Genomic DNA, 15,187 nt, shown 5'->3' on the forward strand with positions numbered 1-15,187 from the left:
GTCTGAGAGCATCCGCCCAAAAGCGCGATCCGTCTGTGAACTATTGCGCATCAGATGGACAGAATGAAGGAATGCAGGAGAACCCTGGTCCGCCGCGCCACCCGTACGGGGCCGCGTACCCGCAGCCGCAGTATCCCTTTCCGCCGGTGCCGCCGCAGCGGTCCTGGTTCCTGCCGATGCCCTCGGGCGCCCGCTTCGACCATCTGGCGCGGAACGAGGTCGCCCGGCCGTGGCGCTCGATCGTCGGGACGCTGGTGATCGCGATCGGGTTCTTCGTCATCGGGTTCGTGGTGATCACCGGGGCCATGGTGTTCGCCGCCCTGTTCGGACTGCCCTCGCCGGTGGACGTGAACACCGGGCTGCCTGAGGGCACCCCGTTCGGGCTGGGCACGACGCTGATGTCGATCGCGCCCGTGCTGCTCCTCGTGGTGGGCGTGACGGTGCTGGTGCAGCGGCGCAGGCCGGGGACGCTGTCGTCGGTGGCCGGCCGGCTGCGCTGGGGCTGGCTGATCCGGTGCGCGGGGCTGGCGGTGCTGGCGATGGTGCTCGGGCAGGCCGCGCAGTGGCTGATGCTGACCCTGACGGGCGCGGAGGCCGGGATGTTCGGGTGGGTGGGTTGGGAGGCGTTCCTGCCCGTGTTCGTGGTGATCCTGGTGCTGGTGCCTTTCCAGGCCGCCGCCGAGGAGTACGTCTTCCGCGGCTGGTTCCTCCAGGCGGTCGGGGCGCACGTGCGCAACCCTGTGCTGGGCATCGTCGTGGGGGCGGCGCTGTTCGCCTCGCTGCACGGCTACTCGTGGACGGGGCTCGCCGACGTGTTCGCCTTCGGCGTGGTGATGGGCTGGTTGTCGGTGCGTACCGGAGGGCTGGAGGCGGCGATCGCGCTGCACGTGCTGAACAACGTGGTGGCGTTCGGGCTGAGCGCGGCGGCGGGGGAGTTGCAGCAGTCGCTGAACCAGGCGGAGGTGGCGGTGCCGTGGCAGGCGCTGACGGGGACGGCGGTGCAGTTCCTGGTGTTCTCGCTCGGGGTTTTGTACCTGGCCAAAAAGCGGTCAATCGCCACAATTTCGAGATAAATCGGGCTTGAGGTTGGGGGAATCTCACTAGAGAGGTCTCGCCATTCGCGCTCATTCGTGCTGCTCTGGATCCTGTGGGGACGGCGAGATCCACCGGAGGTGATCGTTTTCGGTCCGGCGGGGTAAGGGTTGGCGCGTGTGATACTTCGTCGGGTGAGACAGAAAAGCTCGAAATAAGCGCATAAGGACGGACATCCTTCCTGGAACGGTCCCGGATGGTGACCGTTCCCGTACGACTAGTTCGACTAGGAGGTACGGCGCGTGGCCTCCGGCCCCAGCGAACCGCCACGGCGACCGCCAGGTGACGACGACCCCCGCCCCGAGGGCGCGTCCGAGCCGCAATCTTCTCCAGAGCCGAGGATCAGCCACTCCCCGCCCGGGCCCACCGACGACCGGGCCAGGGGCTTACCCCTGACGTCCCCGTGGGGGATGCCGCCGTTCGCGGCGCCCGTACCGGACGAGGCGCCGCAGGAGTCGCCCAGGGGGCGCCGGCCCTACAGCTCGCCGACGGCGGAGCCCGAGACCGAGCCGCGCCGCCGGCCACGCCGGGTGGTCAACCGCCCGGACAAACTCGTCGCCTCCGGCCCACCCAGAAAGCCACCCGCCCCTCAGGACTCAGCGGCCCCGCAGGACCCGGCGGGTTCCCTCGACACTCCGTCCGCCGACGCGGCCACCGGACCCGCAGCCGCCGGGCCCCCGGCTGAAGAGCCCTCGGTGCAGCAGCCGTCGGCGGGCGAGTCGGCGAGGGGGCAGGAGGGCGCTCAGGAGGCCGTACAGGGGCCTCGGGAGGAGCCACGGCACAGAGAGGGCGGAGAGGCCCAGGAGGCCGCCTCCGGCACACGGGAGGGCGCAGGGGAGGAGCCGCCGCGCAGGGACCCGCGTACGGCCCCGTACCGGCTGGTGGTCCCCGCCGACGGCACGGGAGCCACGCCGGAGCCAGGCGGGGAGGACGAGCCCGAGGTGCGGCGCGTCGGCCGCCCCCCGGCCGGCCGCCCGACCAGGCCCGACCTGCTCGTGGCCAGCGGCCCGGCCCGCCCCCAGGGCGCGAGCGGACGCCACCACAGGGGCCCGGCCCCCGCCGCCGTCCGCAGGTCCAGCCCCGTACGCCGGAGCAGCCGCGCCACCCCCGTCGTCCTCACCGTCGCCGCCGCACTCCTGGTGGCGACCGGGGTGCTCGTCTGGCAGTGGGCCGGCGACGAGCCTCAGGGCCTCAGCCTGGCCGCCGGGACCGGCCGCTCGGGCGACGAGCTGTTCACCGTCCCCGCCGCCGGCGAAGGCGTCAACCAGAAGCTCAACGACATGGCCTCGGCCGGCCGCGCGGTCGTCGCCGTCGGCAGCGACATCACCGGCCCGACCCCGCGCCCGCTGTTCCTGTTCTCTCCTGACGGCGGCAAGACCTGGCAGCTCGGCCAGGTCAACGGTGCCTCCGCCCCCACCGTCCAGCGCGTCGTCGGCGGCGGCGGGCGCTGGCTGGCCAGTGGCGAGGACCTCGGCACCGGCGAACGCGGCCTGTGGACCAGCGCCGACGGCTTCAGCTGGGACGCCGTGCCCGGCTCCGCCCTGACCGCGTTCCGGGCCGGCGACCGGATCGCCGACATCGCCCGTACGTCCTCGGGGTTCGTCGCGGTCGGCACCACCACGGGCGACGACGGCGCGAGCGGCCCGGCCGCCTGGCGGTCGGCCGACGGCCGCGCCTGGGACCGGGCCGAGGCGACGGGCCTCCAGATACGCGAGATGAACGCGGTGGTCGCCAAGGGCGACACCGTCGTGGCCATCGGACGACCCGCGGAGGGCGAGGGTTCGCGGGTCGTCCGGTCGGCCGACGGCGGGCGTACCTGGCGGGCCACGGAGTTCCTGCTCCCCGAGGCCATGCCGCGCGCGGGGACGCTGGCGGTGCTGCCCAAGCGGTTCGTGCTGGTGCCGACGCGGCAGCGGACGATCACGGGCGACGTACGCGTCTACTGCTCCCCGCGCGGCGACGCGTGGGCGCAGTGCGGCTCGATCGCGGGCCTCGGCGGCGAGAGCGTCGGCGTGGAGTCGCTGATCTCGTACGAGTCGGGGGCGGCGGCGATCGCGCAGTCCGGCCTCGGCCGGTACGCCGTGCTGACCACGTCCGACGGCCGCGGCTGGACCAAGCGGGCCGACCTCGGCGACCTGCGCAACGCCACGCTGCGCGGCTTCACCATCGCCGAGGGCGGCACCCTGTTCGCGGGCGGCGACCAGGCGGCCTCCGACGTGGACAACCAGCTCGTGCTGATGTCCGCGCCGCCGCGCGGGCAGGCCGCCCGCGTGCCGCTCGGCGACGTCGCGGGTCTGACCCGCATGGCCCGCGAGACGAGCGCCCTGACCAGCTTCGGCGGCCGGTACGTCGCCGTCGGCTCGGCCTCGGGCGACGCCGGCCTGTGGACGATCAGGAACTGGCAGAGCTGGAAGTCCATGAGTCTCGGCGGCTCCGGTCGCCAGCGGCTGGACGACGTGGCCCACGGCTCCCGGGGCTGGCTCGCCGTCGGCGGCACCGAGACCAACGTCGGCGTCACCGACCCCCTGCTGGTGACCTCGTCCGACGGCGAGACCTGGAGGCGGGTCAACGTCTCGGGCGACCTGGCCAGGCGGTCCGGCCACGTGGGCCTGGAGCCGAGGGTCGTCGCCGCGGGCAAGAAAGGCTACGTCCTGGCCGGACAGGACACCGACCAGGCGAACAACACGGCCGCGGCCATGTGGTTCACCTCCGACCTGCGCAGGTTCACCAGGGTGGACAAGCTGCCGCAGGGCGGCTCAGGCGCGCGCGTGCACGACGTGACCGCGACGGCGGACGGGTTCGTGGCGGTGGGCGGCTCGGGTCCGGCCGACCGGGAGAGCAGCCTCGTCTGGTACTCCGAGGACGGGCTCAACTGGAGCGCCCGCCCCCGCGTGACCCCGCCCGACGCCACGTTCGCAGGGCTGCGCAGGGTCGTCGAGCACCAGGGCAGGCTGGTGGCGATGGGCACCGCGCTCACCGGCGGCTCCCGCCGCGCCTTCGCGGCGGTCTCCGCCGACGACGGCGAGAGCTGGGAGACCTCGTGGCTGCCCGCCGAGCAGGCGGCCGAGGTCTACGACCTCGCGGCGGCGGCCGAGGGCCTGGTGGCGGTCGGCTGGCACGGCGTGCCCGGCGAGGGCGACAGCGCCGCCTGGACCTCCCAGGACGGCCTCAACTGGAACCGCATGGCGCTCACCAAGGACCGGCTGGCCGGCCCGGGGATGCAGTGGCTCACCGCCGTGGCGGTGTCGGGGTCGGAGGTGGTGGCGCTCGGGCGGTCCACCACGTACGACGCCGACCACCTCATCCTGTGGACCTCCAGCCTCAGCTCAAGCAGGTAGGGCTCCCCAGCCGGTGAGCGTCTCCAGCAGGCCCTCGGTGAGCGGCAGCCGGGCGAGGTCGGCCGGCGCGCACCAGCGCAGGTCGGCGGCGTCGTCACCGGCCGCCGCCGTCCCGCCGGTGACGGTGGCGTGGTAGTCACGGATCACGTACGTGACGCCGCCGGGGCCGGGGCGCTCCACCACGCCGGCCAGCGGGCCCACCTCGACCCGCAGGCCGGTCTCCTCCATGACCTCGCGCCGTACGCCCGCCTCGTCGTCCTCGCCGGGCTCCAGCCGGCCGCCGGGCACGGACCAGAGGCCCACGCCCGGAGGACGCCCTCGCTGGACGAGCAGGATCCGACCGGCGGCGTCGAGGATGACGGCTCCGACACAATTTACGCGCACATGACCAAGATTACGACGAGATAACGGGGAGCGGCCTTGACGGGGCCGTACCCGAGAAAGCACCGTGGGTAGGTGTGAGAGCGGCTCCAACCTGCCCACGGTGTTTCGGCCCGCTTCACGGGCCGGGCGCCTGGTCAAGCGCGTACCGATGTGACACGCACGGCGACGTCCTGCCGTATCAGCCTCCGTGGCCGCCGACCGGCGAGGCCCTGGACGCGATGCGCAAGAGCTCCGTGGTGCCCGTATGGCTGCCGTGGCCGCTGCCCGCCCGATGGGTGGTGACCGGTTTCGCCGAGGTCGGCGACCAGCGGACCGGCGCCCGCGCCAGCGTCGTCGCGCTCACCGGGCCGTCCCTGGTGGAAGGGCCCGCCGACTTGCTCATCATCGCCGAGGAGCCGGGCATCGGGCTCGGCGCGGCGTTCGCGGGGCTGGACGGCCCCGACCCCGGCACGGGGTTCGACGAGGGCCCGCCCAACGCCAAGATCGAGGTGCTCGGGCATCCCGCGCCGCTGTGGTGCGTCGACGGCGAGGACGACCGCGCGGTCTACGCGGGCGAGGCCCTGGGCAACTGGCTGTGGACCATCTGCTGGCCGGCCGACGCCGGATGCATGATCGCGCTCGCCGAGCTGTCCCTGATCGACGCCCGTGACCACGATCTGGACGTGCCTTTCGGGGCCTTCTCGCCACGGCTCGAGGACTAGGACCCGCTTTCGCGATTCGCGCTGTCAGGGAGACGGGCTAGAGTTCGGAGGCGTGACAGCGCGTATCGAGAGAGTGGTGACCGAGGGGGTCGTCGACCTCGACGGCACCGAGCACAAGGTCGAGAACAACACCTGGGTCATCGGCGACGACGACGAGGTGATCGTCATCGACCCGTCCCGTGACCCCGAGAAGATCATGGAGCAGGTGGGCGAGCGCGAGGTGCTGGCCGTCATCTGCACCGCCGGGCTGCCCGACCACGTCTCCGCGGCCATCGAGGTGGCCAGCAGGGACGAGGCGCTCGTGGCACTCCACCCCAAGGACAAGCCCCTGTGGCGGGAGACCTGGTCCGAGACCTGGCCCGACGTCGACATGGAGGACGACGGCATCTTCGAGGTCGCCGACGTCCAGCTCGACGTCATGGAGACGCCGGGCGTCACTCCCGGAGGCGTGTCGCTCTACTGCGAGGCGCTCGGGGCCGTGTTCACCGGCAAGGCGCTCCAGGCCGACGGCCCCGGCAAGCTGGGCGGCGAATACCCGGCGCTGGCCGACCAGCTCACCTCGATCGGCGGGCGGCTGTTCACGCTGCCGCCGGAGACGCGGGTGCTGCCGGTCCACGGCGACGAGGTCACGGTCGGCGACCTGGAGCCGCACTTCGACGACTGGGTGTCGGGCTCGCTGACCAGGGTCGCCACCGAAGGCGAGGAGGCCGAGGGCCCGCTCGCCGACGGCACGAGGATCTCCGGGATCAAGCTCGGCTCGGGCGACGAGTAGGCGGCCGGGTGAGCTCGGTGCAGGGCCAGCTCCCGCTGGAGGACATGCCGCGGCGGCTCTACTCGTGCACGCCGTCGCGGTTGAACGCCTGGCTCGACTGCCGGCGCCGCTACCGGTTCAGCTACCTCGACCGGCCCCAGCCGTCCAAAGGGCCCGCCTGGGCGCACAACAGCGTCGGCGCGAGCGTCCACAACGCGCTGGCGGGGTGGTGGCGGGAGCCGTACGAGCGGCGCACGCCGCTGACGGCGGCCGTCCTGCTCACCAACGGGTGGATCACCGAGGGGTTCAGGGACGCCGAGCAGTCGGGTCGCTGGCTGGCGCGGGCCCGCGACCTCGTGTCCGGATATGTCGCGACTTTAGATCCGGCTGACGAGCCGGTCGGCGTCGAACGCACGGTCGCCACGCGCACCAAGGTCATCGCCCTGTCGGGCCGCATCGACCGGCTCGACCGGCGCGGCGACGAGCTGGTCGTGGTCGACTACAAGACCGGCCGCCGCCCGCTCACCCAGGACGACGCCCGCGGCTCGCTCGCCCTCGCCGCCTACGCCGTGGCCGCCTCCAGCATGCTGCGCACCCCGTGCCACGAGGTCGAGCTGCACCACCTGCCCACCGGCGAGATCGTCCAGTGGCGGCACACCGACGAGTCGCTGGCCCGCCATCTGAGGCGGGCCGAGGAGCTGGCGAGCGAGGCGGCGGAGGCCGACGAGCGCTACCGCGCGGCCGTCGCCGCCCCCGCCAAGGGCCGTCCCGCCCCGCGCGGCCAGGCGCCGCGCACCTCCGCCTCATCTTCTCCGGGCGCGTCCGCGCGGCCGTCCGTGGGGCCCGCGGCGGTGCCGCCCGAGATCGACGAGCTGTTCGCGCCCAGCCCGGGCCCGATCTGCTCCTGGTGCGACTTCCGCCGCCACTGCCCTGAGGGCCAGGCCGTGGCCCCCGACCGCGACCCCTGGTCCGGCCTCGCCGAATGAACGCCCCTGGGGCCGTCTGTCCGAGTGAGCGCCCCGGGGGCCGCCTCGCCGCCTCCGGCGGTCAGGCGGCGGGGGTGGAGCCCGCTGCCCCCTTGGGCCAGCGGCGGGGGTCCGTGAGGCCCTTGAGCCCCTTGCTGACGTCGTAGCCGGCCGCGCCCAGCCGTTCCCTGGTCGCCTGGAGCATCTCGCGGGTGGCCGGCATGAAGGCCCGGTCGTGGACGGGCTCGGGGACGGAGTTCATCGCCAGCCTGAACGCCCGCAGCGCCGCCGTGACGGCCGCGCGGGGCACCTCGGGCAGCACGCCGTACATCCGCCTGGCCCAGTCGGGGAGCGTGTAGTAGCAGAGCGCCCCGAACGGGAAGTAGACCGGCTTGCCCGGCGACAGCATGCGCAGCTCCTCCGGCAGCCGCGGCCACATGAGGAACCGCACGGTCGCGGCGGCCTCCTCGGTCACGCGGAGGGCGGGCCGCACCTGCTTGAGGTACGCGTCCAGCTCGGCGCACGAGCCCGGCACGTCCTCGGGGTGCAGCCCGACGTAGGCCGCGGCGGCGCGCTGCTCGGCCAGGTAGCGGTCGGCCTGGCGCTCGCTCAGCCCCAGCCCGCCCCGCCTGGCCGCCTCCAGATAGGACGACACCTCCGCGCAGTGCACCCACAGCAGCAGCTCGGGGTCGTCCACCCGATGCCTGCGGCCGGTGTCGGGGTCCTGGACGCGCAGCGCCTTATGGATCGCCCGCACCCGCCGTCCGGCCTCGGCCGCCTCCCCGGGGCTGCCGAACGTGACCCGCCCCACGAAGTCGGCGGTGCGCCGCAGCCGGCCGAACGGGTCCTGCTGGAAGGTGGAGTTCTGCCAGACGCCGCGCATGGCCAGGGGGTGCAGCGCCTGCAGCATGAGCCCGCGGACGCCGCCCACCCACATCGTGCGGTCGATGTGCACGCGGTAGGTGACGGTGTGCGGCGGCTGGACGACGAGGTCTTCGATGCCGTTCATGGTAAGTACATGATTACAGGCTATTGGAATGAATGTCCAAATAGTGCTTCTCGGCCGCGTTCCAGAACCTGACCAGCGCGGCCGCCGTCGTCTCCGGCGCCTCGACGGCGGGGGAGTGCACGGCGCCCGGCACGACCACGCACTCCGCGCCCAGCCTGGCGGCCATCTCCGACTGCGTCTCGGGGGACCAGCCGTCGTCGTCCTCGCCGTAGAGGACGAGCGTGGGCACCTCGATCTGGCGCAGCTCGTCGGTGCGGTCGCGCATGGTGAGCACCTGCTCGGCCATGGACGACAGGCCGGTCGGCGAGTTGGCCAGCAGCCGCCGGCGCAGGAAGGCCACGATGTCGTCAGGAACGTCGCCCGCCAGCACCTCCGGCTCGAACCTGTGCTGCCACACGTGCTCCAGCCCGAGCTCGGGCACCTCTTCCATGATCTTCCTGCCGTTGCGCGCCCGCCGCCCCTCGATCCCCGCCGGGCCCGAGCCCATGAGCGTGAACGAGGCGAACTTCGTACGCCCGTCGATGACCGCCTCGCGGGCCACCAGACCGCCGAAGGAGTGGCCCACCAGGTGCATGGGCCCGCCGCCGCCGATCACCTGGGCGAGCGCGTCGAGGTCGGAGCCGAGGGCCGCGCAGGTGTAGGCGGCGGGGTCGTCGGGGCCCGGGGTTTCGTACTGGCCGCGCAGATCGACCGCCACCACGCGGCGGCCGGACTGCGCGAGCGTCATCAGGACCGCGATGAAGTCCTCCTTGCTGCCGGTCAGGCCGGGGACGAGGAGCGCGGGCCAGCGCTCAACCACACCACTGACCGGAAGAGCCTCCAGGACCGCGAACGTGCCCTGTGGCGTCTCGATCTTCTGTGGGGTGACGCCAGGAGGCAGGTCGAGGAATCGCGGCGTACTCACGTGGGGCAACAATACCCAGAGGTCAGCGCCTCGACACCGGCATGCCCGTTACGCTGGTGCGACTTCGGGGGAGATGTCGCGAATGCCGGATCTTGCCGGCGCGCGTCCGCACATGCAGAAAGGCGCGCACCCCGTACACGTGTTGTGTACGGGGTGCGCGCCTTCGCGGTGGTGCCTGGGCGTCAGCCCGCGCGGCGGCGGTTGCCGCCCCGGGCCTGGCGTCGCTGCTGCTTGCGCTCGCTGGCGGCGGACGGCGCGATGTCATCGTCGTCCGTGGCCAGGTCGGGTGACTGGAAGATCACCGCGAACGGGCTCGGCGGGATGATCCGCTCCGGCTGGCGAACGGGCGCGGGCGGCGGCGGGGCGAGGAAGCTCGGCTCCGGCTCCGCCTGAACCCGCGCCTCCCGACGCTCGCCACCCACGGACGCCTGCTCGGCGACGGGTGCCTGCTCGGCCACAGGGGCCCGCTTGGCGACCGGGGCCTGGTCGGCGACGGGCGCCCGCTTTGCGGCCTGGGCCTGCTCGGCCACCGGCCGGGTCGGCTCGATGCCTGCGGCGGTCGGCTGGATGCCTGCGGCGGTCGGCTGGATGCCTGCGGCGGTCGGCTGGATGCCTGCGGCGGCCGGTTCGGTCGCCTTGGCGGCGGCGGTGCGGCGGGACCTCGTGGCCCGCGCCGGCGCCTCCACCGGCATCTCCACCGGGGCCTCCGTCGGCGCCGACTGCGGCAGCGCCTCCGGGAGCGACGCCGCGGCGGCGGCGGGGGCGTCGGCGACGACCCGGCGGGAGCGGGTGCTCCGCGTGCTCCGCGCCGGAGCCTCCGTGACCGTCCCGTTCGCCGGAGCCTCCGCGACCGTCTCGCCCTCCGTGGCCCCGGAAGGGGCGAGCGCGGACTCGGGCGCGACGGCGAGCGCCTGCTCGATCGCCCCCGAGGCCGCCCCCCTCCGCGTACGGGCCCGCTTCGGCTGCGCGTTCGCGGCGCCGACCTCGTCGGGGGTGAAGATCGCCGGAGTCTCCTCCGCCTTGGCATCCACGAGCTCGACCTCCGAGGTCTCGACGGGTGCGGTCTCGGCCAGCTCCTTGCCGCCACGGGTGCGGCGGCGCTGGCGCTGCGTACGGGCAGGACGTTCACGGTCGCGGTCACGGTCACGGTCACGATCGCGCTCACGGTCACGATCGCGCTCACGGTCACGATCGCGCTCGTCGCGGCGCCGGACGCCACGTCCACGCGCCCTGCCGGTCTCGCCGAGGTCCTCGAGATGCTCGGCGGACAGCCCCGCGCGCGAGCGGTTCGCGTGCGGCAGGACGCCCTTGGTGCCCGCGGGGATGTTGAGCTCGGCGTAGACGTGCGGCGAGGTGGAGTAGGTCTCCTCAGGCTCGGCGAAGGCCAGCCCGAGCATGTTGTTGATCATCTTCCACCGGGTCAGCTCCTCCCACTCCACGAAGGTGACCGCGATGCCCGTGCGCCCGGCCCGGCCGGTGCGGCCGATGCGGTGCACGTACGTCTTGTCCTCCGTGGGGCAGTCGTAGTTGACCACGTGCGTGACGTCGTCGATGTCGATGCCGCGCGCGGCCACGTCGGTGGCCACGAGCACGTCGATCTTGCCGTTGCGGAACGCCCGCAGCGCCTGCTCGCGCTGACCCTGACCGAGGTCACCGTGCACGGCCGCGACGGCGAAGCCGCGCGTGTCGAGCTGCTCGGCGACCATGTCGCAGGCCCGCTTGGTCTCGCAGAAGACCATGGTGAGCCCCCGGCCCTCGGCCTGGAGCAGCCGCGACAGGATCTCGATCTTGTCCATGCGGTGGGTGCGCCACACGAGCTGGCGCACCTGAGGCGTCGCCTCGCCCTCGCCGCTCTCGTGCTCGGCGCGGATGTGCGTCGGACGGTTGAGGTATTTGCGCGACAGTGCGACGACCTCGCCCGGCATCGTCGCGGAGAACAGCATCGTCTGCCGCTCCGCCGGGACCAGCTTGAAGATGCGCTCGACGTCGGGCAGGAAGCCCAGGTCGAGCATGCGGTCGGCCTCGTCGAGGACGAGGGAGGTGACCTGGCTCAGGTCGAGGTGCTTCTGCTTGACCAGGTCGAGCAGCCGGCCGGGGGTGCCGACGACGACGTCGACTCCCGCCTTGAGCGCTTCGACCTGGGGCTCGTACGCCCGACCGCCGTAGACGGTCAGCACCCGGGAGCCGAGCTTGCCCGCGGCGGTCACGAGGTCCTCGCTGACCTGGGTGGCCAGCTCTCGAGTAGGTACGACGACCAGCCCGCGGGGCTTCTTGCGGTTCTTGCGCGGCTTGCCGATGCCTTGCAGCATGGCGATGCCGAACGCGTAGGTCTTGCCCGTGCCGGTGCGTGCCTGACCGATAAGGTCCTGGCCGCTCAGCGCGAGCGGGAGCGCCATTTCCTGAATCGGAAATGGCGACACGATGCCCTCGGTCTCGAGGGCGTCGGCGATCTCTGGTGTGACTCCGAGGTCTCGGAAAGTCGTCAGCGTGGCCTGCCTCAGTCTCAAATGAAGGCGGGCCTGCCGGGACCGACGGGTGGATGGACACCCCGTGTCTTGGGTCCTCGCGGTAGAGCCAGCCCTCTCGCGTCATCAGCGACCGCGGCCTCCTGGGAGCGGAGGTATCCGGGAGAAACCCCCGAATTTACACAGTGCGGTCGCACTTTCACAGAGCAGTGTACTCGATAGCACAACGCTGGCCGAGCTCGCGTATGTTCCCGAAGATCTCCCGAAGTACGCTGCCAGCATGAAGCAGTCTCCAGGAGTCGTCGACCTGCTCGGTGTGCTGGCGTACGCGGAACTCAGCGCCTACGCCCGGATGACCGAGGACGCGGCCACGCTGGCGCCCTCGCTGGCCGACCGTGCGGCGCTGAGCGAGCTGGCGGTCGCCGAGTACGCCCACTTCCGCCTGCTGCGCGACAAGCTCACCGAACTGGGCGCCGATCCTGACGAGGCCATGGCGCCGTTCGCCGCGGCGCTGGACGCCTGGCACGCCCAGACCCGCCCGGCCGACTGGCTGCAGGCGCTGGTCAAGACGTACGTCGGTGACGGCATCGCCAACGACTTCTACCGGGAGGTGGCCAGGCACCTCGACCCGGTGGTCGCCAAGCTGGTGGACGAGGTGCTGGTGGACGAGGGCCGCTCGCAGTTCGCGGTGGAGCGCGTACGCGCCGGGATCGAGGCGGACCCGGCGGCGGGCGCGCGGCTGGCGCTGTGGGCGCGGCGGCTCGTGGGCGAGGCGCTCAGCCAGGCCCAGCAGGTGGCGGCGGCGCGGCCGGAGCTGGCGCTGTCGCTGGTCGAGGCGAGCGGCGGGCAGGCCGACATCTCCCGGCTCTTCGCCACGCTGACCGAGGAGCACAACAAGCGCATGGCCGCCCTCGGCATCTAAAAGGCCGGGCGGCCGAAAGTAGGCCGGATGGGCGGCGCGGAGCGGCGCAACGGTTGTACCGTGCCAGCATGAGGGCCTTGCGACGCGACGGCGGTTCACTCACCAGATGCGGGCCTAACCGCTGGACCTCACGGGCGGTGCTGCGACGGGAAAGCTTGCGCTGCCCGGCCACCGCCCAGCACAGGCACCCCGCCCCGAGGGCGCACCGCCCGCCACCGGGCTGCCGCCTCGCGGCCCGCCACCTCCCAAGCTGACCCCGCGAACCCGCCTCCCGCGCGGACCGGCCTGTCGCGCGGACCCGCCTCCCGCGGACGCGGAAGCGACGCCGGGGGCACGGCGGATGGTGAGCCGTGCCCCCGGCTCCGGGACGCTAGAGCGTGCCGCCGAAGCCCACCGGCCTGCTCTCGTCCTCGCCGATCTCGATGAACCCGAGCGCGGACACCGGCACGACCACCCGCCGCCCCTTCACGTCGGTGATGGCGAAGACGCCACGCTCGACCGAGAGCGCGTTCCTGATCTCCTCCTCGACCTGCTCGGCGGACAGGTCGGTCTCGACAACGAGCTCGCGGTGCACGGAACGTACGCCGATCTTGACTTCCATCGTGGCTCCCTCATGGACGGGCTGGGCTCAACCCCATCGTGGCCTCTGCCGTACGACGGACACACGGATGATCGCGCCCAGCGAACGGGTTATGCCGTACGCGGAAAACCGCTGATGCCGCGCCAGGCGAGGCGGGCCATCATCTGCTCGGCCGCGTCCTTGGGGATGGAGCCGTGCGTCGTCACCCAGTAGCGGGCGCTCACCTCGGCCATGCCGACCAGGCCGACGCCCAGCAGATGGGCCTCGTCGCTGGTGCAGCCGGTGTCCTCCTGGATGAGCGCGCTGACCATCTCCGCGCACTCGCGCAGGGACCGCTCCACGCGCTGCCGCACCGGGGCGACGTTGCGCAGGTCGGACTCGAAGACGAGGCGGAAGGCCTCGCCCTGGGTGGAGACGAAGTCGAAGAACGCCTGGAAGGTGGCTTGCACGCGCAGTTTGTTCTCGTTGGTGGAGGCCAGGGCCTCCCTGCAGCGGTTGACCATGTCGTCGACGTGCAGGTCGAGCAGCGCGAGGTAGAGCTCCAGCTTGCCCGGGAAGTGCTGGTAGAGCACGGGCTTGCTGACCCCTGCCCGATCGGCGATCTCGTCCATGGCGGCCGCGTGGTAGCCGTTCTCGACGAACACTTCCTGCGCCGCGCTCAGGAGCTGCCGGCGGCGGGCGAGTCGGGGCAGCCGGGTGCCCCGGGGCTTGGCGTCCGGGGTTGCGGTCACGCGGGTCTCCATTGGTCTCTCAGCGCTCTCAGCGGGTCGTGCGGACATCCTACGGGCGAGTAGGCACGTCGTCCTACGCGCGAGTAGGGTCGCCCTACGCGCGAATAGGCCGGTCGTTCCGCGCGCGAGCAGGCTGGTCGTCCCGCGCGCGGGCAGGCGTCACACCCGGCGGCGGTCGTCACCGGTATTCGTCGTCGTCGAGCTCGACCTCGCGGTCCTGCTCGGCCGCGTCGGCGGGGTTGACGTCCAGCGGCAGCTCGCGGCGCAGCCCGCCGGTCGCCCGCTCCATCTCGCGCTGCTGCTCGGCCGCGTCGGCCTCGGGCGCCTCGATCGACAACTCCTCGACCTCCTCGTCGAAGGGCCCCTCGTCCCCGCGAACGTCCATCTCCGACATCTTGTGGTCCCCCTCCAGGTGTGGACGGCTCCAGACTACGCCCGCGCGAAAAGGTCGCCGCGGTTCTCCGCTCTCGCGAGTACGTCCGGCGCGGTGAACACCAGGTCCTCCGGACGCTCACAGCTTTCCACCTCTTTCCACGTGAGGGGCGTCGACACGGTCGGCCGCTCGCGGGCCCGCAGTGAGTAGGGGGCCACGGTGGTCTTCGCGGGGTTGTTCTGGCTCCAGTCGATGAAGACCTTGCCGGGCCTCGCGGCCTTGGCCATGACGCTGACGACCTCCTTCGGGTGCTCCTTCTCCAGGAGCCTGGCCAGCCTCCTTGCGTACGCGGAGGGCTCCTCCCTGCAGTCCCAGTCCGCGTAGAGCTGCATGCCCTTGCTGCCGCTGGTCTTCGGCCGGGCGGTCAGCCCTTCCGCCTTCAGCACCTCGCGCAGCATGAGCGCGACCTCGGCGCACTGGACGATCGTCGCCGGCGCTCCGGGGTCGAGGTCGAAGACGATCATGTCCGGGGGCAGCGCCTTGCCGTCGTCGTCCACGCGCCACTGCGGCACGTGCAGCTCCAGTGCGGCGAGGTTGGCGTAGTAGACGATCGTCGGCAGGTCCTCGATCACGGCGAAGTCGATGCTCTCGCGGTTCTTGGTGCTGCCGGGGGCGGGCAGGTTGACCCGGCGTACCCAGTCGGGGGTGTGGTCGGGGGCGTTCTTCTCGAAGAAGGACTGGCCGGTCACGCCGTTGGGGTAGCGCTTGACGGTCAGCGGGCGGCCCGCGAGGTGCGGCAGCAGGACGGGGGCGATCCGGCTGTAGTAGTCGATGACCTCGGCCTTGGTGAAGCCGCAGTCCGGATAGAGCACCTTGTCCAGGTTGCTGAGGGTCAGCTCGCGTCCGTCCACCTTGACGGGGACCTTCTTGGCCACGGGGGCACCTCCCTTCGCGCTCGTCCGTCCGCACGGT

General features: G+C 72.5%; 14 protein-coding genes. 6 read left to right on the forward strand and 8 right to left on the reverse strand.

Going from position 1 to position 15,187, the window contains the following annotated elements; all coding sequences use genetic code 11:
• Positions 1–71: 71 nt before the first annotated feature.
• Both BMW85_RS27735 and BMW85_RS27740 read left to right on the forward strand, forming a co-directional pair.
• Positions 72–1,073 (forward strand): CPBP family intramembrane glutamic endopeptidase, encoded by a 1,002-nt coding sequence (locus BMW85_RS27735; RefSeq protein ID WP_218155948.1) that lies wholly within the window; start codon positions 72–74, stop codon positions 1,071–1,073.
• 714 nt (positions 1,074–1,787) lie between these two features.
• Positions 1,788–4,430, forward strand: a complete 2,643-nt coding sequence (locus BMW85_RS27740) for a hypothetical protein (protein WP_143082419.1) — start codon at positions 1,788–1,790, stop codon at positions 4,428–4,430.
• Here the strand turns inward: BMW85_RS27740 and BMW85_RS27745 are convergent.
• Entirely contained in the window at positions 4,419–4,814 is a 396-nt protein-coding gene (locus BMW85_RS27745) for an NUDIX hydrolase (RefSeq protein ID WP_091086980.1), read from the reverse strand. The genes BMW85_RS27740 and BMW85_RS27745 overlap by 12 nt on opposite strands.
• Positions 4,815–4,888: 74 nt before the next feature.
• Between BMW85_RS27745 and BMW85_RS27750 the strand changes: the two genes are divergently transcribed.
• The 3 genes from BMW85_RS27750 to BMW85_RS27760 are packed head-to-tail and all read left to right on the forward strand — an operon-like array spanning position 4,889 to position 7,252.
• Entirely contained in the window at positions 4,889–5,515 is a 627-nt protein-coding gene (locus BMW85_RS27750; RefSeq protein WP_177240914.1) for a DUF6758 family protein, read from the forward strand.
• 52 nt (positions 5,516–5,567) lie between these two features.
• Positions 5,568–6,287, forward strand: coding sequence for an MBL fold metallo-hydrolase (locus BMW85_RS27755; protein WP_177240915.1), 720 nt, complete (start codon positions 5,568–5,570; stop codon positions 6,285–6,287).
• Between the two features lie 8 nt (positions 6,288–6,295).
• Positions 6,296–7,252, forward strand: coding sequence for a RecB family exonuclease (locus BMW85_RS27760; protein ID WP_091086984.1), 957 nt, complete (start codon positions 6,296–6,298; stop codon positions 7,250–7,252).
• A gap of 61 nt (positions 7,253–7,313) precedes the next feature.
• Here BMW85_RS27760 and BMW85_RS27765 read toward each other — a convergent pair whose 3' ends face one another.
• The 3 genes from BMW85_RS27765 to BMW85_RS27775 form a co-directional block, all read right to left on the reverse strand.
• Positions 7,314–8,240, reverse strand: a complete 927-nt coding sequence (locus BMW85_RS27765; RefSeq protein ID WP_091086987.1) for an oxygenase MpaB family protein — start codon at positions 8,238–8,240, stop codon at positions 7,314–7,316.
• 13 nt (positions 8,241–8,253) lie between these two features.
• A complete protein-coding gene (locus tag BMW85_RS27770) occupies positions 8,254–9,144 on the reverse strand; it encodes an alpha/beta fold hydrolase (protein WP_091086989.1) in 891 nt (296 codons plus the stop codon).
• A 182-nt stretch (positions 9,145–9,326) separates the two neighbouring features.
• Positions 9,327–11,540: a DEAD/DEAH box helicase gene (locus BMW85_RS27775; RefSeq protein WP_218155949.1), complete on the reverse strand. Its 2,214-nt coding sequence runs from the start codon at positions 11,538–11,540 to the stop codon at positions 9,327–9,329.
• A 349-nt stretch (positions 11,541–11,889) separates the two neighbouring features.
• Between BMW85_RS27775 and BMW85_RS27780 the strand changes: the two genes are divergently transcribed.
• Positions 11,890–12,531, forward strand: a complete 642-nt coding sequence (locus BMW85_RS27780) for a ferritin-like fold-containing protein (protein WP_091086991.1) — start codon at positions 11,890–11,892, stop codon at positions 12,529–12,531.
• A gap of 370 nt (positions 12,532–12,901) precedes the next feature.
• Here BMW85_RS27780 and BMW85_RS27785 read toward each other — a convergent pair whose 3' ends face one another.
• From BMW85_RS27785 to ligD, 4 genes are all read right to left on the reverse strand, one after another.
• Positions 12,902–13,132: a DUF3107 domain-containing protein gene (locus tag BMW85_RS27785; RefSeq protein ID WP_091086993.1), complete on the reverse strand. Its 231-nt coding sequence runs from the start codon at positions 13,130–13,132 to the stop codon at positions 12,902–12,904.
• 89 nt (positions 13,133–13,221) lie between these two features.
• Positions 13,222–13,842 (reverse strand): TetR/AcrR family transcriptional regulator, encoded by a 621-nt coding sequence (locus BMW85_RS27790; RefSeq protein WP_218155950.1) that lies wholly within the window; start codon positions 13,840–13,842, stop codon positions 13,222–13,224.
• Between the two features lie 178 nt (positions 13,843–14,020).
• Positions 14,021–14,227 carry a hypothetical protein gene (locus BMW85_RS27795; protein ID WP_091087156.1) on the reverse strand — a complete coding sequence of 69 codons (207 nt, stop codon included), beginning with the start codon at positions 14,225–14,227 and terminating at the stop codon, positions 14,021–14,023.
• Positions 14,228–14,271: 44 nt separating this feature from the next.
• Positions 14,272–15,150: a non-homologous end-joining DNA ligase gene (gene ligD, locus BMW85_RS27800; RefSeq protein ID WP_091086997.1), complete on the reverse strand. Its 879-nt coding sequence runs from the start codon at positions 15,148–15,150 to the stop codon at positions 14,272–14,274.
• Positions 15,151–15,187 lie beyond the last annotated feature (37 nt).

This window comes from Nonomuraea wenchangensis (assembly GCF_900111685.1).
Taxonomy (GTDB): domain Bacteria; phylum Actinomycetota; class Actinomycetes; order Streptosporangiales; family Streptosporangiaceae; genus Nonomuraea; species Nonomuraea wenchangensis.